The sequence below is a fragment of the Ralstonia sp. Ralssp135 genome (assembly GCF_047304345.1).
In the GTDB taxonomy this organism is placed as follows: Bacteria; Pseudomonadota; Gammaproteobacteria; order Burkholderiales; family Burkholderiaceae; genus Ralstonia; species Ralstonia chuxiongensis.
In genome coordinates this window covers 1-17,858 of the sequence record NZ_JBGLYZ010000060.1, presented here as the reverse complement: position 1 = coordinate 17,858, position 17,858 = coordinate 1, and the positions used below count along the sequence as shown (strand labels likewise).

The following is a 17,858-nucleotide window of genomic DNA, read 5'->3' as shown; positions in this document are numbered from 1 at the left end:
CCACCGCCGCTCGTACCCCCGGTCGATCCGCCCGACCCCGTGCCACTGCCCGCGCCTGCAGGGGCTGTGTTCTGGGCATAACTGACGGCACCGGCGGTATCCAGCAGGCCAGCGCCGCAGATGCCGGTGTTCACAGCGCAGAACGTGCCGCTCGGGTGCGGCCGCGCGGTCTGCTTCAGGCCAGCCAATACTTGCGCATTCGACAACTGTGGCTGCACGCTCAGCATGAGCGCGATGGTGGCGGCTGTTTCAGGTGTCGAAAAGCTCGTACCCGCCACCGATTTGACCGTCGGGTTGCCGACAGTCTGTGCACCATCGTTGGAGTCGGCCTGGATAACGGACACGGGCTCCGCACAAGTCGCCGGAGTCGTACTCGTCACGACCTTCGAGTTGCCGCAGCCCCCCCCTGGCGCGGACAACGCCACCTGCGGCCCCACGTTTGCGTAGCTGGCGTTCTCGCCGCTGTCGACGTGCGCGGTGACGGCGATGGCGCCAGCGCAATTGGCCGGTGCATCAACGGTCTGTGCGGCTTCATTGCCGGCGGCGGCCACTACGATGGCGCCACGTGCGGCCAACTGGTTGACGGCGTCTTGTTCTGCCGCAGAGCACTGCGTGGTGCTGCCCAGGCTCACGTTCACCACCCGTGCCGGGTTGGCGTTGGTCGGCACGCCAGATACGTTGATGCCGCCCGCCCACAACATGCCGTCTACCGTGTCGGACAGCAGCGCGCCGCATTTGCCCGACACGCGTACCGGCACGATCGGCGTGTTCCAGCCGACCCCTGCGATATCGACGGTGTTGTTTGTCTGGGCGGCGAGCACGCTGCTGACCTCGGTACCGTGCCAGCTGCTATTGGCGATATCGCTGCTGGTGCAGCCCGAAATGTTTGCGACATCCGTGCTCGTTACGCCATCGCCTAGGTCATGCGCGTCCGTTCCGCGGCCGAAGGTGTTACCGGCGCGCGCCGGGTCGGAAATGAAGTTGTAGCCCGGCAGGATCTTGGCTGACAGGTCGGGGTGATCGGTATAGCCGGTATCGACCACCGCCACCACGATGCCAGTGGAGCCCTGCGTGATGCTCCACGCCGCGGCCGCGTTGATGCCGCCCGGCACCAGCGCCGGTGCGGCCAGGTTGTTCTGCGTGGCGAACAGCGGATCGTTCGGAATGGTGTTAGGCCGCAGGATGCGATCAGGCACCACATAGGCCACGCGGGCATCCTGCGCGATCTTGTGGACGGTGGCCTGGATGCTGGCGGCATCGGTCAGCCCTGTGCGCATGAGCTGCGCGTTGGTGCCCAGCGTGCGCTTGACCTGCAGCGTGCTGCCCGCCGCTTGCGCTACCGACAGCAACCGGTTGTTCGCCTCGCTGGCGGAGAGCGTCCTGCGCGTGCCGCTCGTGTCGTCGCGCCATTTGATGATCAGGTCACCAGTGTATTGCGGCAGCGGCGCGGCAGCTGTAGCGACCTGGCTGCCCATCGCCCAGGCAAGACAGGCAAGGCCGGCGCTCGCGCGGAGCCAAGACTTCAACCGGAAGAGGGAGGGGGTCATCAGCGGGTGCTCCGTGGGGTCTCGTTGTAATGAGAAACGTCGTCAGGATGTGATCGTTGACATACCGTTACACAAAACCAAAGGTAGCACGCGACTTGTCCGCTTGGTGTGGCGGCGATGGCCGATCACGTTTGCGAGGGGAAAAAGGCCGGTTGTGAGTTGCTGCTGAAGCAGAATGCGGGCCTGGCGACGGAACGTGGAGCAGGAAACCGGACGCCACGCGGCGCCCGATCTTTCGCAGTGTGGAGCGGTGTCGCGGTGGTTCAGCGTTGGATTTTCATGATGCGATCCGGGTCGGCCGAGGCGATGCCGGGCGTGCCGCGCAACGCTGTCACTGCGCCATCCAGCGTGGCCGATGCATCGCCCGAGCTAGCGCGCACCACCCAGAACCCGCCCGACATCGGACGTACCACCGCAAAGGCCAGGCGCGGCGTCGCGCGTGCACCGGCAGCATCCAGCACGCCTTGCACGGTGGCGGACGACGTGGTCGGCGTGCTTAGGCCAATGATGACGTCGCCCAGATTGTGTGCAGCCGACACGGAAGCTGGAGGCTGGGTGTTGGCCGAGGTCGGGTCCATGGCAGGCGGTTTTCCTGGGTCAATGGCCGGAACGGATTTGCACGCGGTCAGCAGGCACAGGCCGAGCGCTATCGCCAGCGAAGGCTTGGCGGACGACAGCAGGGATCGAGGGCGGGCAGCCGGTTGGATCGTGCGGGCCATGCGGGCCATGAAGTTCTCCTTGGATTCGGTAGAGGATGTTTGTGGCGTGTGCAGCCGGAACCTTCGTGTCAACCCTGGCAGCAATGGTTCCGGTATAGGCGATCACTGTGCCGCGCGGCGGGATTTCCGCGCCGCGGATTCCGGTGCCGATTGCGCACGGCCCGCGGCGAGCATCTCGTCCGCATGGCGCCGCGTGGTGTCAGTGAGTGACGCGCCGCCCAGCATGCGGGCGATCTCGTCTACGCGGGCCGTGGCGTCCAGCACCATGAGGTCGGACCGCGTGCTGCCGGCCACCGTCTGCTTGGCGACCTGAATGTGGTGATTGGCGAGCGCGGCCACTTGTGGCAGGTGCGTGACGCACAGCACCTGGCGGCGCATGCCGAGTTCGCGCAGCCGTCGGCCCACGACTTCTGCCACCGCACCGCCAATGCCGGAATCCACTTCGTCGAAGATGAGCGTGGGGGTCGGGCTTGCTTCGCTGGCAATCACCGAGATGGCCAGGCTGATCCGCGCCAGCTCGCCACCCGAGGCGACTTTCGCCAATGGCCGCGGCGAAACGCCTGCATGCCCGGCGACGAGGAATTCGACCTGCTCCAGCCCCGCAGCGCCGCCGTGTTCCAGCGCGTGCAGCGCGATGTCGAAGCGTCCACCGGCCATCGAGAGGCCTTGCATGGCGCCGGTCACCGCGTCGGCCAGCTCGCGCGCGGCCTTGGCGCGGTCGCGCGACAGCGATTGCGCGACCGTCATATACGCGGCGTGGGTTTGCGCTTCCTGGGCCTGCAGCGCATCAAGATCGGATGCAGCTTGCAGCGCGGCGAGTTGCGCCTGCCGTTCAGCCAGTTCAGCCGGCAGCGTTTCGGGAGCGACGCGGTACTTGCGCGCCATGGTGTGCAGCGCTTGCATGCGCGCGTCGACTTCGGCCAGCCGGTCCGGGTCCAGCTCCGCGCGATCGGCATAGCGGGCAAGCGTGTGCACGGCTTCTTGGATCTGCACCTCGGCCGGTTCCAGCGCGGCCAGCACATCAGCCAGCGCGGGGTCGATCTCGGCCAGTTCACGCAGCGTATGGAGCGTTGCGCCCAGTTGCGTAAGCACCGCGCCTTCCGACTCGGACAAACCGTCCAGCGCTGCGCGCGTGCCTTCGATCAGGCTGGCTGCGTGCGACAGGCGGTGGTGCTCGGCCTGCACGTCTTCCCACTCGCCCGGTTGGGGGCCAAGCTTCTGCAATTCGTTGACCTGCCATTCAATGCGCTCGCGCTCGAGCTGGACTTCGCGCGACTGCTGCTCGGCGGCTTCGCGCGCGCGCACCACGGCGTGCCATTCTCGGTAACGTTCTCCGACCACGCGCACGGCGCCTTCCAGGCCCGCGTGGGCGTCGAGCAGGCTGCGCTGCGCATCCGCCTTGAGCAGCAGTTGATGCGCGTGCTGGCCGTGGATGTCGACCAGTTGCTCACCCACTTCGCGCAGCTGCGCCAGCGTGACGGCCGCGCCGTTGATGAAGGCTTTGCTGCGACCTGCGGCATCGACCGTGCGGCGCAGCAGAATCACGCCCTCGTCGTCGTGCAGTTCATGCGCCTCGAGCCATGCGGCCACATGCGGATGCACGTCGAACTCGGCGGTGATGTCGGCACGCGGCGCGCTTTCGCGCACGACGGCGGCATCGGCGCGCTCGCCCAACGTGAGTGCGAGTGCATCGATCAGGATGGATTTGCCCGCGCCAGTCTCGCCCGTAAACACGGTAAAACCGTCGGCCAGATCGAGATCCAGCGCGTGAACGATGACGAAATCGCGGATGGTGAGGCTGCGCAGCATGGAAGAGGTGTTAGAGCCGGTTGTCTTCGGTCGGGTACTCGTGCCAGTGCAGCTTTTTACGCAGCGTGGCGTAGTAGTTGTAGCCGATCGGGTGCAGCAGCCGCACCGTGCGTTCCGAGCGGCGCACCACGATGCGGTCACCGGGTAGCAAGGACGTGAGCGACTGCATGTCGAAGTTGACGCTGGCATCGCGCCCGCTGGTGACCTGGATGACCACCTCTGCGTCTTGCGGAATGACGATCGGCCGGTTCGACAGCGAGTGCGGTGCGATGGGCACCAGCACCAGACCCGAGAGCGCCGGATGCAGGATCGGCCCGCCCGCGGACAGTGCATACGCCGTCGAGCCCGTGGGCGTGGAAACGATCAAGCCGTCCGAACGCTGGTTGTACATGAAGAAGCCGTCGACCGACACGGCCAGTTCCACCATGCCCGAGGTGCCCGAGCGGTTGACCACCACGTCGTTGAAGGCGAGGGCGGAGAAGATGACCTCGTCGTCGCGCACGACCTGGGCCTGCAGCAGCGTGCGGGTTTCGGCCTCGTAGCGCCCCGACAACATGTCGGGCAGCACGGTGTGCACGTCGTCGAACGGGATGTCGGTCATGAAGCCGAGCCGCCCGTGGTTGACGCCGATCACGGGGACGCTGGCACCGGCCAGGTGGCGCCCGATGCCAAGCAGCGTGCCGTCGCCGCCGAGCACGACGGCCACGTCGGCGTGACGCGCCATCTCTTCGGGCGGCAGGGCAGGGTAATCCTGGACGCCGATGTTGAGCGCCGTGTCTCGCTCGAACACAATGTCATGCCCGCGCGCGGCAATGCACGACGCCAGTTCCATGAGCGGGCCGGCAATGTTGGCGGCCGAATACCGGCCGACCAGCGCGACGGTCTTGAAAGGCGAAACAGGCGAAGACGAGGCGGCGGGAGCTTGCGGGGCCACGGCGGACGGGGGAATCGACATGCGCGCATTACACCATATCGATATGGCCGTCGCCACGTCGGCGCGTGTTTAGTGGAGAAACGCCGACATCACCCGTAGACGGGCGCCGATTTTGCGTAAAATTGAAAAATCATGGACAAGCGCGCAACCATCCTCCTCAAGACCCTGATCGAACGGTATATCGCCGAGGGCCAGCCCGTGGGCTCGCGCACCTTGTCGAAGTATTCTGGGCTCGACCTGTCGCCGGCCACCATCCGCAATGTGATGTCCGACCTGGAGGAGATGGGCTTCATCGCCAGTCCGCACACCTCGGCCGGGCGCGTGCCGACGCCGCGCGGCTACCGCCTCTTTGTCGATACGATGCTGACGGCCAGCCCGCTGGATGTGCTGAGCACGCACGACCGCATGGCGCAGCAGATGGTCGGCGCGATTGCAGAGCAGGTGCGCACGCAACTGGCGTCGCATGGCTCGGAATCGTCGCAGCGGGTGATTGCGGCGGCGGCGCAAACCTTGTCCAACCTCTCGCAGTTTGCCGGCATCGTGATGACGCCGCGACGCACGCATGCGTTCCGGCAGATCGAATTCCTGAGGCTGTCGGAGTCCCGCATCCTGCTGATCGTCGTCACGCCCGAAGGTGACGTGCAGAACCGCATCATCCATACCGATACGCCCTACACCCCGTCACAGCTGGTGGAAGCGGCCAATTACATCAACGCGCATTACGGCGGCCAGACGTTCGATGCGGTGCGCGAAAGCCTGCGCGGCGAGTTGTCTGCGCTGCAGGCCGACATGACCGCGCTGATGCAGGCGGCCGTGGAGGCGGGCAGCAGCGCGGCGTCGGAGGAAGAGCCGGTCGTCATCTCGGGCGAGCGCAAGCTGCTGGAGGTGGAAGACCTGTCTTCGTCCATGGACAAGCTGCGCCGGCTCTTTGCGGTGTTTGAGCAGAAGACTGGCCTGCTGCAACTGCTGGACGTATCGAGCCGTGCCGAGGGCGTGCAGATCTTCATCGGCGGCGAAAGCAGCCTTGTGCCGCACGAAGACATGGCCGTCATCACCGCGCCGTACGAGGTGGACGGCAAGATCGTCGGCACGCTGGGCGTGATCGGGCCGATGCGCATGGCGTATGAGCGCGTGATCCCGATCGTGGATATCACAGCCAAGCTGCTATCCAGCACACTCAGCCAGTACTGAAACAACGCCGCCTGTGGCGGGCGGAGTTGCCCGCCAATGTCTCAGGCTGAAAACTGCTCGAACGCCGCCAGCGCATGCGTGGCGTACATCATCGAAGGGCCGCCTCCCATATAGACGGCTGTTCCCAACACCTCTTCGAGTTCGGCGCGGGTTGTGCCAAGTTTGACCAACGCTTGGACATGGAAGCCGATGCAGTCGTCGCAGCGGCTGGCGATGGCGATTCCTAGCGCCACCAGCTCTCGGGTCTTTTTGCTCAGTGCGCCATCTTTTGTGCCGGCTGCCGCCAGTTGGCTGAATGCCGTCATCAACTCCGGCTGCGATTCGCGCAAGCTGCGCATGTGCGCAGACACATCTTTGACCACGCTTTTGAATTCGGGCATGCCGCTCATGACAGTGCTCTCCTGGGACGGGTGTGGAGTGAGGTAGCGGGCTGGGCATATCGCATAAGCCGCCGCGCATCCTTTTCGAGCATTCTCGTCCGCGCCCCGGAGCGAGGTCATGATGTAGCGCAACGAGGCGCTCAGAAGCTCCCTGTGAATTGATACCGCCCGCCCGGGTGCCACATGGTTGCCACCGAGGCGACCTGGCCCTGCGACAGCGTCTTCCGCCGCAGCATCAGGCAGGGCTCGCGCACATCCATGTGCAGCATTTCGGCGATCTCGCGCGGAGGCAGGCGGGCCTCGATGCCGTAATCCACACCCTGCAATGGGGCGGCACGCATCAGGTAGGCGTTTGGCGTGGTCTGTGTGAAGTCCTGCTCCATGTATTCAGGCGCCAACGCGGCGTTCACCCAACGGTCTTCCACCTGGATCGGCAGGTCATTTTCGAAATGCACGATCAGTGAATGGAAGAGCACGCGGCCCGTCGGCACGCCAAACGAAGCCGCCATCGCTTCGTTGGCACGGGCACGCTCCAACTTGTGCAGTTCGGCGCGGTGCCTGTGGCCGCGCGTTGCGATTTCCTCGGCGATGTTGCGGATGGCCACCAGCGTTGCCTGGAACTTCTGCTGCGCGACGAACGTTCCCAGGCCCTGCACACGCGTGAGGATCTGCTCGGCGGTCAACTCGCGCAGGGCGCGATTGACCGTCATGCGTGACACGCCAAACGTCTGCGCGAGCGTGGTCTCCCCCGGGATCATTTCGCCTTCTTGCCACTCGCCGCTGCGGATGCGCATGAGGATGTCTTCCTTGATGCGCTGGAAGGCGGGCGTGCTGGCGGACGGGTCGTGTGACATGGACGTGGCTTGCGGCGCGGTTTGGGCGGCCGATGTGATGGGCGGATGGCGGTCATCATCAGGGTTTGCTCTTAGCTTGTAAAGTTTTCTTGCCTAAGTTGTATATACAACATAAGATGCGCTCCATGACAAAGGAGTTCGCAGGAGACCTCACATGAATGCCCCGACCAACGCTGCCCACCTGACCAACGATCCGCGCTACGACGCCTCGCGTGAAATCCGCGCCCCCCGCGGCACCGAGCTGCATTGCAAGAGCTGGCTGACCGAAGCGGCTTACCGCATGCTCCAGAACAACCTCGACCCCGACGTGGCCGAAAACCCCAAGCACCTCGTCGTCTATGGCGGGATTGGCCGTGCCGCACGTGACTGGGCCTGCTTCGACAAGATCCTGGAAACGCTGCGCGAGCTGAACGATGACGAATCGCTGCTCGTGCAATCGGGCAAGCCGGTGGGCGTTTTCAAGACCCACCCGGATGCACCGCGCGTCTTGATCGCCAACTCCAATCTCGTGCCCAAGTGGGCGAACTGGGAACACTTCAACGAGCTGGATCGCAAGGGCCTGTTCATGTACGGCCAGATGACCGCTGGTAGCTGGATCTACATCGGCAGCCAAGGCATCGTGCAAGGCACGTACGAGACGTTTGCCGAGGCCGGTCGTCAACATTACGACGGCAAGCTGGCTGGCAAGTGGATCCTGACCGCCGGCCTGGGCGGCATGGGCGGCGCACAGCCGCTGGCCGCCACGCTGGCCGGTGCCGTGTCGTTGAACATCGAATGCCAGCAATCGAGCATCGATTTCCGCCTGCGTACGCGCTACCTGGACAAACAAGCCAAGGACATCGACGACGCATTCAATCTGATTCGCCACCATTGCGAGCGCGGCGAGGCCGTGTCCATCGGCCTGCTCGGCAATGCGGCGGAAATCCTGCCGGAGCTGGTCAAGCGTGCCCGCGCTGGCGGCTTGAAGCCGGATCTGGTGACTGACCAGACCTCGGCGCATGATCTGGTCAACGGCTACCTGCCGGTCGGCTGGACGGTCGAGCAATGGCGTGCTGCGCAACGCGATCCGTCGCAGCACGCCCGCCTGACCGATGAGGCCGCGAAGTCGTGCGCCGTGCACGTGCAGGCCATGCTCGACTTCCAGGCCATGGGCATCCCGACCGTCGACTACGGCAACAACATCCGCCAGGTCGCGTTCGACCAGGGCGTGAAGAAAGCCTTCGACTTCCCGGGCTTCGTGCCGGCCTACATTCGTCCGCTGTTCTGCGAGGGCAAGGGACCGTTCCGCTGGGTGGCGCTGTCCGGCGACCCGGAAGACATCTACAAGACCGACGCGAAGATCAAGGAACTCTTCCCGCACAACACGCACGTGCACCGCTGGCTCGACATGGCGCGTGACCGCATCGCCTTCCAGGGCCTGCCCGCCCGCATCTGCTGGCTCGGCCTGGGTGAGCGTCACCTGGCTGGCCTGGCCTTCAATGAGATGGTCAAGAACGGCGAACTGAAGGCGCCCGTCGTGATCGGCCGCGATCACCTCGACACCGGCTCCGTGGCGAGCCCCAACCGCGAAACCGAAGCCATGCGCGACGGCACCGACGCCGTGTCGGACTGGCCGCTGCTCAACGCGCTGCTGAACACAGCCGGCGGTGCGACGTGGGTGTCGCTGCACCACGGCGGCGGTGTCGGCATGGGCTATTCGCAGCATTCGGGCGTGGTGATCGTCGCCGACGGGACGGACGCTGCGGCAAAGCGTCTGGGCCGTGTGCTCGTCAACGATTCGGGCTCCGGCGTCATGCGCCATGCCGATGCCGGCTACGAAACCGCCATTGCCTGCGCCAAGCGCAACGGTTTGAATCTGCCGATGATCGGCTAAGTTAAAGACATCCTGCTCGTATTGCTATGAACACCATGACCACGCCCCCCATCCTCACACTGCAACCGGGCGAAATGTCCTTTGCAGATCTGCGTCGCGTATGGCTCGCCCCCACGCCTGTCGCCCTGTCCGGCGACTGCGCGGCCGCGATCGAGGCGTCGGCCGCGACCGTGCAGGCCATCGTCGCCAAGGGCGCGCCTGCCTATGGCATCAACACCGGATTCGGCCTGCTGGCCAAAACGCAGATCGCTACGCACGAACTGGAGCGCCTGCAACGCAATCTGATCCTGTCGCACGCCGTGGGCACGGGTCAAGACCTGAGCGACAACGTGGCGCGCCTCGTGTTGTTGATGAAAGCGGCCAGTCTCGCACGTGGCTATTCGGGCGTGCGCCGGGTCGTGATCGACACGCTGCTGGCGCTGCTGAACGCAGGCATCGTGCCGTGCATTCCGTCCAAGGGTTCGGTGGGCGCGTCGGGCGATCTGGCGCCGCTCGCGCACATGACGCTGGCCCTGCTGGGCGAAGGCGACGTCCGCGTGAATGGCGTACGCACGCCGGCACGTGCGGCACTGGCTGCCGCCGGCATCGAGCCGATTGCGCTGGCCGCAAAGGAAGGCTTGGCGCTCATCAACGGCACGCAAGTGTCGACCGCGCTGGCACTCAACGGCCTGTTCCTGGCTGAGCGTCTGCTGCAAGCCGCCACCGTGTCGGGTGCGTTGTCGGTGGATGCCGCCAAGGGCAGCGATGCGCCGTTCGACCCGCGCGTGCACGCCGTGCGCGGTCAGCCTGGGCAGATTGCGACCGCCGCGGTGTACCGCAACCTGCTGGCCGGCAGCGCCATCCGCCAGTCGCACCTCGTGGGCGATAAGCGCGTGCAAGATCCGTACAGCCTGCGCTGCCAGCCGCAAGTCATGGGCGCGTGTTTTGACCTGATTCGTCAGGCTGGCGCCACGCTGCTCACCGAAGCCAACGCGGTGACTGACAACCCGCTGGTTTACGCCGACGCCGGTGAAGTGATTTCGGGCGGCAACTTCCATGCGGAACCGGTCGCGTTTGCGGCTGACATGCTCGCGCTGGCAATTGCCGAGATCGGTGCGCTATCCGAGCGCCGCATCGCGTTGCTGATCGACTCCACGCTGTCGGGCCTGCCGCCGTTCCTGGTCGAGCAGCCGGGTCTGAACTCGGGCTTCATGATCGCGCACGTCACTGCGGCCGCGCTGGCATCGGAGAACAAGACGTTCGCCCACCCGGCCAGCGTCGACAGCCTGCCCACCTCCGCCAACCAGGAAGACCACGTCAGCATGGCCACCTTCGCCGGCCGCCGTCTGCAGGACATGGCAGAGAACACGGCCACCATCGTCGGCATCGAAGCGCTGGCGGCAGCGCAGGGCATCGACTTCCACAAGCCGCTGGCGACGTCCGACACGCTGCAGAAAGCGCATGGCTGCATCCGCGCGCGCGTGGCGTACTACGGTGAAGATCGCCTGTTCGCCCCCGACATCGAAGGCGCCCGCCGCCTCGTGCTCGACGGCGATCTGGGCGACTCGTGCCGCACGCATATCAGCGAACTTTCTCTCCGTTGACCATGCTTGCCCCAGCTGAATCGAACGTCTGGCAAGGCCGCGTCGACGCGGAGGAGGGCCCGCTGGGTTTGCGTTGGCACCAGACCGTGCGCCGCATCGATGCATCGACGCCGCTGGCCAACTCCGTCGCTCTGGCGGGGTTCGCTTGCGACGCGGGTGTCGCGCGCAACCACGGGCGGATCGGTGCACAAGCCGGCCCGGCAGCCATCCGTAAGATGCTCGCGAACTTGCCCGCGCGTGCCGGCCGTGTGGTCGTCGATGCGGGCGATGTGACCTGCCAAGGCGACGCGCTGGAAGATGCGCAGAGCGAGTTGTCCGGAGTGCTTCACGATCTGCTCGACCGCGGCGCGTTTCCGATCGCGCTCGGCGGCGGGCATGAGATTGCATGGGCATCGTTTGGCGGCTTGGCGCGGCATCTGGCGGCGAAATCCGATCAGCCTCCACGCATCGGCATTCTCAACCTCGATGCGCATTTCGATCTGCGTGCGGGTGAGCGCGGCAGCTCGGGCACGCCCTTTCGCCAGATCGCCGAAGACTGCGCGCGGCGCGGCTGGCCGTTCCACTACGCCTGCCTGGGCGTGAGCACCTACGCCAACACCGAAGCGCTGTTCGCGCGTGCGCGCCAGCTTGGCGTGCGCTGGATGCACGACGACGAGATGGACGTCATGCAGCTCGCTCACGTGCTGAAGGTGGTCGAAGTGTTCCTGAGCCAGGTTGATCACGTCTATTTGACGATGTGCCTGGACGTACTGCCGGCCGCTGTCGCCCCCGGCGTGAGCGCACCATCCGCACGCGGTGTGGGAATGGACGTGATCGAGCCCATCGTCGATCGTGTGGTCAGCTCCGGCAAGCTACGGCTGGCGGATGTGGCGGAGCTGAACCCGTCGCTCGACATTGACAATCACACGGCACGTGTCGCTGCCCGCCTGGTTGCGCGGGTAGCGGACGGCATTGGCCTGCAAGGAACCGCTCATGGCTGATCTGGCCAACCCGCACTGGGATGCGCTCTGGACCAACGTCCACCTCGCCACGCTCGCCGCCGATGCTGACGGCTACGGCGAGGTCCGCGATGGTGCCATCGCCGTCAAGGATGGCCGCATTGCGTGGCTTGGCTACCGGGCCGATCTGCCCGTCAACGCCCGCGCGACACGCGAGCACGATGCTGGCGGCGCGTGGCTCACCCCGGGCCTGATCGATTGCCACACGCATCTGGTCTATGCCGGCAATCGCAGCAATGAATTCGAAGCGCGCCTGAACGGCGTGCCGTACGAAGAGATCGCGCGGTCGGGCGGGGGCATCCTGTCCACCGTCCGTGCCACGCGTGCGGCCAGCGAAGACGCATTGGCCGCAGCCAGCCTGCCGCGCCTGAACGCACTGCGCGCCGAAGGTGTTACCGCCATCGAAATCAAATCCGGCTACGGCTTGGACCTGGAAACCGAGCGCCGCATGCTGCGTGTTGCCCGCCGCTTCGGCCAGTCGTTGCCGGTGCGCGTGCGCACGACGTTCCTCGGCGCGCACGCGGTGCCGCCCGAATTTGCTGGCCGTGCGGATGACTACATCGACCACCTCTGCGCTGATGTGCTGCCCGCGCTCGCAGCAGAAGGTCTGGTCGATGCCGTCGACGCCTTTTGCGAAACCATTGGCTTCACGCCTGCACAAACGGCGCGCATGTTCGATGCCGCGCAGCGCCTGGGTCTGCCGGTCAAGCTGCACGCCGAGCAGCTCTCCGATCAGGGCGGCGCGGCATTAGTTGCACGCTACGGCGGCCTTTCTGCTGATCACCTCGAATGTCTGACCGACGCCGGCATCGCAGCCATGGCACGGGCCGGCACGGTGGCCGTGCTGCTGCCCGGCGCGTTCTACTGTCTGCGCGAAACGCGCCTGCCGCCGATGGCAGCGTTGCGTGCCGCTGGTGTGCCAATGGCCGTGTCGACCGACTGCAACCCCGGTACGTCGCCGCTGTCGTCGCTGCTGCTGGCGATGAACATGGCATGCACGCTGTTCCGCCTGACGCCTCTGGAAGCACTGACCGGCGCCACGCGTCACGCCGCCGCAGCGCTGGGTCTGTCCGGCACGTGCGGTGTGCTTGCCCCGGGCTGCGCGGCAGATTTCGCGCTCTGGCGCATCGACCGGCCCGCTGATCTGGCGTATGCGATGGGGCTCAACCCGTGTGCCAGTGTGGTCAAGGATGGCGTGGTAGTGGCGTAAGGCACACCCGATGACTCGGCTCGTATAATCGGCCGGTCTATCGCGAACCCGCGCCCATGCCTTTCTTGCCCGAACCCCTGTTCCAGCACGGTCAGCCCGATCGCACGGCGATCCTGCTCGTCAACCTCGGCACGCCCGACGGCACGTCGCCGCGCGAGGTGGGCCGCTACCTGCGTCAGTTCCTGTCCGACCCACGCGTGGTGGAGATTCCGCGCGCCGCGTGGTGGTTCATCCTCAACTTGCTGATCGTGCCGCTGCGTTCGCGGGCGTCGGCGCACAAGTACGAGAGCATCTGGCTGCGTGAGGCCAACAAGACGGGTTCGCCGCTGCTCGTTTATAGCGAGCGCCAGGCTCATGCGCTGCAGCAGTTGCTGAACGCCCAGGGCCACGATGTGGTGGTCGCCTGCGCGATGCGTTATGGCAATCCGTCGATCCCATCGGTCCTGCAAGCGCTGCGCAAGCAGGGTGTCGAGCGCATCCTTGTGTTGCCGATGTATCCGCAGTATTCCGGCACCACCACTGCGACGGCCTTCGACGAGGTCTTCCGCGTGCTGGGTGAAATGCGCAATCAGCCCGAGTTGCGACTGGTCAAGCATTTCCACGATGACCCCGCTTACATCAATGCGCTGCACCAGCAGGTCGGGGCGTATTGGGCGCAGCATGGCGCGCCTGACTTTGCGCATGGCGACAAACTGGTGCTGTCGTTCCATGGCGTGCCGCGACGAACGCTGGAGTTGGGTGACCCTTACCACTGCGAATGCCTGAAGACCGGCCGCTTGCTGGGCGAAGCGCTTGGCCTGCAGCCGGGTCAGTACCTAGTCACCTTCCAGTCACGCTTTGGCCGCGCCGAATGGCTGCAGCCATACACCGCTCCCACGCTTGAAGAGCTCGGCCGCGTTGGTACCAACCGCGTCGACGTGTTCTGCCCTGGCTTCCCGGCCGATTGCCTAGAGACGCTCGAAGAGATCGCCATGGAAGGGCAGTCGACCTTCCGTGTCGCCGGTGGCAAGGAATTCCATTACATCCCTTGCCTGAATGACAGCGAAGCGTGGATTGCCGGCATTGCCGACATTGCGCTGGCGCATCTTCAGGGCTGGCCGCTCACGCTTACGCATCCGCATGTGCTGGAAGCCAGCCGCACACGTGCACAGAGCAAGGGGGCGGCCGCATGAAAGTGAGCACCGACGTGGCCGGTCGCGTGCGCATCGACAAGTGGCTATGGGCGGCGCGCTTCTTCAAGACACGGTCGCAGGCGACCGATGCGGTGGAGCGCGGTCGCGTGCAGATCAACGATCAGCCGGTTCGCCCCGCCAAGGATGTCAAAATTGGTGACCGCGTGCGAGTGCACGCGCATGAACAACAGTGGGAAGTAGAGGTGCTGGCGCTGGCCGAAGTACGCGGCCCAGCTTCCGTTGCACAAACGCTCTATGCCGAGACGGACATCAGTCGCTTAAAACGCGAAGAGAACGCCGACAAACGCCGGCTGTATCGGGAACCCGCCACACAAATTGCTGGCCGACCGACCAAGCGAGACCGGCGGCGAATCGACAAACTCGGCGGAGAGTGAGGTATACCGAGCGAGTGTGTGCTAACTTAATACGCTCAAGCCGCGCGGCATCTGCTGCATCTGCGCCGGCTTGATGATGTAGTGCTTGAAGAATGCCTTGCCGCTACCGTACTCCGTATAACGCGGCGTGACGGCCCCAGACAGGCAAATGAACGTTGTGGCTGCGGTCAGGGTCAACAGCAGGAGCACGGTCAGAACGGGCAGCTTGTTATGCATGGTACGAACCCTCAAAGAAGCTCGCGCCCCCCAGTTTTTTCTTGCATCATAGGCGGCCAATAAAGGCGTCGCAATTGCCGTGCCGTTGCAAGCTGATGAAAGTTGTAACCCCATATTTCGTGATGCACGGCGCACAGTTGCTGCGCATCCGGCGCCCTTGAAAAGCGCGCCAAATGCCCCATAACGGGGACAAATCTTTTGTAAAAATCCAGCGGATCGTCTTCGGGCACATGCCGTGCGTCGATCCTCTTTATCCAGCGCTATGAAACACACTCCGGACACCCCCTCGAACTCGGACATGCCAACGGACACCCAAGCCACCCAGCCGAACCAGTCGGCGACGGGCCAGGCGGCCCACGCTTATTCGAGCCAGGCTCAGCGCGCGAGCGCCGACGCCCAGGCTGTCGCCGGTGACGAAGCCGCCGTGGCAGAAGCCGTGGCCGACATGGACGTCGCTGAACTGCGCCGTCAGCTGGAAGCCGCTGAAGAAAAGGCGCGCCAGAATTATGAAAACTGGGCGCGCGCCACGGCCGAAGGCGAGAACATTCGCCGCCGTGGTCAGGACGATGTGGCGAAGGCCCACAAGTTCGCCATCGAAGGTTTTGCGGAATACCTGCTGCCGGTAATGGACAGCCTTCAGGCCGCTTTGGCCGACACGTCGGGCGATGCCACCAAGCTGCGTGAGGGCGTTGAACTTACGCTCAAGCAGCTTTACGCCGCGTTCGAAAAGGGGCGTGTGACCGAACTGAACCCCGTGGGTGAAAAGTTCGATCCGCATCGTCATCAAGCCATCTCGATGGTGCCGGCCGATCAGGAAGCCAATACCGTGGTGGCGGTGCTTCAGCGCGGCTACACGCTGGCCGACCGCGTGCTGCGCCCGGCCCTCGTGACGGTGGCGGCGCCCAAGTAAGCCAGCGCTCCGTGATCCTCCAGAACACAACCACTTCGCAAGACGCCAACGGCGCGATCCCGGTCGACAAGACCGCGTTCGCGGCGTTTGGCATGCGCGAAGTGAGCACCGAGACCTTCGACGCGGCCATTGCGGCGGCGGGCGATGCGCTCGTCTGCGTGTTCTTCTGGGGCGTCGATTGCTTCAACTGCGAGATGGCCAAGAAAGCCATGCTCGCGCAACCGACCGCCGTGCGTGAGCTTGGGCTGAACTGGCTGCACGCCAACGTCTATGCACACCCTCAGCTGGGCCAGCGCTTTGGCCTGCACGGTATTCCGGTGTTCATGTTTTTCCATCGTGGCAAGAAGCTCGGCCGGGCGACCGGCTGGCATGGCCACGCGCAGTTTGCCGCTGCCGTTGCCAATGCGCGCAATAAGCTGGCCGGCAAGCCTCTTGTCTGAGGCGGCGACCATCATGACGTCGATGCCGGTGGCTGCGGCCTTTCTTCTCTCTTCGTCTTTCCGTGCTGTGCGCCCCAAGCGCGTGGCGCGCACTTCGCCGCGCGCCGCCCAGGCGATGAACGCGGCCATTGCCGCCGCCCGGCGGTTGTTCTAGTGCCCTTGCGGCACGTTGCCGCCGGGCTCTCTCTACTCCCCCCAGAAGTTTCAGCTTCGTATCACCGCCGGCCGGCCTATGCGCCCGCTGGTTTTCTTGCCGCTGCGTTGCATTGGCCCGGAAGGCCATCGGCAGCGGCTTTGCCTAGTGTTGAACATAGACCTGTAGGAGATCGTCATGTCCAAAGCAGCCACCATCTACCTGACCGAGTTGGACCTCACCCGCCTGGAAAATGCCGCCACCCGCGCGGGCAGCAACTCGCCGCTGGCCGATCTGGTCGACGACCTGATTACCCGTGCCAACGTGGTGCCCGGCAACAAGATTCCCGCCGATGTGGTGACCATGAATTCGGTCGTGTGCGTGGTGGACGACGCCGGCGCCGAACAAGAGTGGACGCTCGTCTACCCGGAAGAGGCCAACGTGACGTCGGCCAAGCTGTCGGTGCTCTCGCCGATGGGCGCTGCGCTGCTGGGTGCGCGTGCGGGCAAGTCGGTCAAATACTCGGCGCCCAATGGTGCCGAGCGCTCCTTGCGCATCGACCGCGTCGCGTTCCAGCCCGAGTCCAGCGGCCAGCACACGCTCTAAGCCGGCTGCGTCCTATCGCGAGAGGCTGTACCCGACACGCAATTGCGAGCCCAGCTTGTGGTTGTAGTCGAGCAGGCTCTCGCCGTAGCCGGTGAAATACTGGATGAATAGATAGCCAGCCGTGCCGGTGAAGATCCGGCTCATCGGATACGTCAATTGCGCGTCGACGCTGCCATACGCCTTGCGGGTGCCCTTGCGCAGCGTGGCGGCCAATTCCCAGCCGTTGGGGGCGCCGTAGGACACGCGGAAATCCCCAAAACCACGGTAGTGCGCGATGTCGGTGTTGCCAGTGCGCGTAAGGTACGCGTACAGCTTCGGTTCGAACTTCCAGTGGTAGTCGTTCAGGTCACCAAAGTGGAACGTGGGGCGTACAAACACGGTGTTGATGGCGCGTGACGCATCGCCGTCGCGGCCGTTCGATTCGTGCTCGATGCCGCCCGCGAACGATAGCCGCGTGAGGGCGCCGCCACGGATGCCCGTATCGGGCCGGTAATAGAACACGCTCGGCCGGTAGTTCGTATCGCGGAACGGCGCAGATTCCTTGCCCACATCCCACAACGAGAACTGCGTATAACCGAAGTACACGTTATCCAGCAGCGCTGCCGATGCCGGGTTCTCAGGCTGAAAAATCCGAAATTTGAAGCTCAATTGGAACTTGGCGTTGAGGCCCCCGTGCGCGCCCACTGCGGCGAACATGGGTTCGTGGAAAGTCAGGCGCGCGGTGTCTTCGGGCGGACGCGATGCCTCGCCACTGCCAGCAACTGCCACGGGAGCGGGCGGGGTAGCCGTAGCAGTTGCACTGGCGGCGGGGGCGCTTGGGTTGGTGCCCAGCGCACCCCCGGGGCGGGTCGCTTCGGCGGCGGCGTTGCGGGCGGCGCCGGTGGGGGC

Annotated in this window: 19 protein-coding genes; 11 read left to right on the top strand and 8 right to left on the bottom strand. The window is 65.1% G+C overall.

Annotated elements, in window-relative coordinates; all coding sequences use genetic code 11:
• The 4 genes from ACCD03_RS24435 to ACCD03_RS24420 form a co-directional block, all read right to left on the bottom strand.
• Positions 1 to 1,547: S8 family peptidase (locus ACCD03_RS24435; protein ID WP_413413171.1), on the bottom strand; the 1,547-nt coding region annotated here is incomplete at its 3' end.
• A 263-nt stretch (positions 1,548 to 1,810) separates the two neighbouring features.
• Complete coding sequence (locus tag ACCD03_RS24430) at positions 1,811 to 2,275, bottom strand: hypothetical protein (RefSeq protein ID WP_413413170.1); 465 nt, start codon at positions 2,273 to 2,275, stop codon at positions 1,811 to 1,813.
• 93 nt (positions 2,276 to 2,368) lie between these two features.
• Positions 2,369 to 4,075 (bottom strand): DNA repair protein RecN, encoded by a 1,707-nt coding sequence (recN, locus tag ACCD03_RS24425; protein WP_325650824.1) that lies wholly within the window; start codon positions 4,073 to 4,075, stop codon positions 2,369 to 2,371.
• A 10-nt stretch (positions 4,076 to 4,085) separates the two neighbouring features.
• Positions 4,086 to 5,030: an NAD kinase gene (locus ACCD03_RS24420; RefSeq protein ID WP_045202648.1), complete on the bottom strand. Its 945-nt coding sequence runs from the start codon at positions 5,028 to 5,030 to the stop codon at positions 4,086 to 4,088.
• A 111-nt stretch (positions 5,031 to 5,141) separates the two neighbouring features.
• On the opposite strand from ACCD03_RS24420, the gene hrcA reads away from it, so the two are divergent.
• Positions 5,142 to 6,200: a heat-inducible transcriptional repressor HrcA gene (gene hrcA / locus ACCD03_RS24415; RefSeq protein ID WP_045202649.1), complete on the top strand. Its 1,059-nt coding sequence runs from the start codon at positions 5,142 to 5,144 to the stop codon at positions 6,198 to 6,200.
• A gap of 41 nt (positions 6,201 to 6,241) precedes the next feature.
• On the opposite strand, the gene ACCD03_RS24410 is transcribed toward hrcA, so the two are convergent.
• Positions 6,242 to 6,589, bottom strand: a complete 348-nt coding sequence (locus ACCD03_RS24410; RefSeq protein ID WP_024974825.1) for a carboxymuconolactone decarboxylase family protein — start codon at positions 6,587 to 6,589, stop codon at positions 6,242 to 6,244.
• Between the two features lie 131 nt (positions 6,590 to 6,720).
• Complete coding sequence (gene hutC, locus ACCD03_RS24405) at positions 6,721 to 7,434, bottom strand: histidine utilization repressor (protein WP_253538906.1); 714 nt, start codon at positions 7,432 to 7,434, stop codon at positions 6,721 to 6,723.
• 154 nt (positions 7,435 to 7,588) lie between these two features.
• Between hutC and hutU the strand changes: the two genes are divergently transcribed.
• Genes hutU through ACCD03_RS24375 form a run of 6 tightly spaced genes read left to right on the top strand, consistent with a single transcriptional unit; the run spans position 7,589 to position 14,665 of the window.
• On the top strand, positions 7,589 to 9,307 hold the full coding sequence (hutU, locus tag ACCD03_RS24400; RefSeq protein ID WP_253538903.1) for a urocanate hydratase: 1,719 nt from the start codon (positions 7,589 to 7,591) through the stop codon (positions 9,305 to 9,307).
• Between the two features lie 26 nt (positions 9,308 to 9,333).
• Positions 9,334 to 10,890 (top strand): histidine ammonia-lyase, encoded by a 1,557-nt coding sequence (hutH, locus tag ACCD03_RS24395; RefSeq protein WP_045202652.1) that lies wholly within the window; start codon positions 9,334 to 9,336, stop codon positions 10,888 to 10,890.
• Between the two features lie 2 nt (positions 10,891 to 10,892).
• Positions 10,893 to 11,870: a formimidoylglutamase gene (hutG, locus tag ACCD03_RS24390; protein ID WP_413413169.1), complete on the top strand. Its 978-nt coding sequence runs from the start codon at positions 10,893 to 10,895 to the stop codon at positions 11,868 to 11,870.
• Between the two features lies 1 nt (position 11,871).
• Positions 11,872 to 13,098, top strand: coding sequence for an imidazolonepropionase (gene hutI / locus ACCD03_RS24385; RefSeq protein WP_413413173.1), 1,227 nt, complete (start codon positions 11,872 to 11,874; stop codon positions 13,096 to 13,098).
• 56 nt (positions 13,099 to 13,154) lie between these two features.
• The gene (hemH, locus tag ACCD03_RS24380; RefSeq protein WP_413413168.1) at positions 13,155 to 14,270 is read left to right on the top strand and encodes a ferrochelatase; all 1,116 of its coding nucleotides are present in this window, start codon (positions 13,155 to 13,157) and stop codon (positions 14,268 to 14,270) included.
• Positions 14,267 to 14,665, top strand: a complete 399-nt coding sequence (locus tag ACCD03_RS24375) for an RNA-binding S4 domain-containing protein (RefSeq protein ID WP_045202656.1) — start codon at positions 14,267 to 14,269, stop codon at positions 14,663 to 14,665. Before hemH ends, ACCD03_RS24375 begins: the two co-directional genes overlap by 4 nt.
• 21 nt (positions 14,666 to 14,686) lie before the next feature.
• Here the strand turns inward: ACCD03_RS24375 and ACCD03_RS24370 are convergent, their stop codons facing one another.
• Complete coding sequence (locus ACCD03_RS24370; protein WP_045202657.1) at positions 14,687 to 14,881, bottom strand: hypothetical protein; 195 nt, start codon at positions 14,879 to 14,881, stop codon at positions 14,687 to 14,689.
• Between the two features lie 262 nt (positions 14,882 to 15,143).
• On the opposite strand from ACCD03_RS24370, the gene grpE reads away from it, so the two are divergent.
• The 4 genes from grpE to rnk all read left to right on the top strand — a co-directional run bounded on the left by grpE (position 15,144) and on the right by rnk (position 16,970).
• Positions 15,144 to 15,791, top strand: coding sequence for a nucleotide exchange factor GrpE (gene grpE, locus ACCD03_RS24365; RefSeq protein ID WP_045202658.1), 648 nt, complete (start codon positions 15,144 to 15,146; stop codon positions 15,789 to 15,791).
• A gap of 14 nt (positions 15,792 to 15,805) precedes the next feature.
• A complete protein-coding gene (locus tag ACCD03_RS24360) occupies positions 15,806 to 16,231 on the top strand; it encodes a thioredoxin family protein (RefSeq protein WP_413413172.1) in 426 nt (141 codons plus the stop codon).
• Between the two features lie 13 nt (positions 16,232 to 16,244).
• Positions 16,245 to 16,385: a hypothetical protein gene (locus ACCD03_RS24355; protein WP_413413167.1), complete on the top strand. Its 141-nt coding sequence runs from the start codon at positions 16,245 to 16,247 to the stop codon at positions 16,383 to 16,385.
• Between the two features lie 177 nt (positions 16,386 to 16,562).
• Positions 16,563 to 16,970, top strand: a complete 408-nt coding sequence (rnk, locus tag ACCD03_RS24350) for a nucleoside diphosphate kinase regulator (protein WP_045202660.1) — start codon at positions 16,563 to 16,565, stop codon at positions 16,968 to 16,970.
• Between the two features lie 12 nt (positions 16,971 to 16,982).
• Here the strand turns inward: rnk and ACCD03_RS24345 are convergent.
• A partial coding sequence (locus ACCD03_RS24345) for a phospholipase A (RefSeq protein WP_413413166.1) occupies positions 16,983 to 17,858 on the bottom strand: 876 nt, incomplete at its 5' end.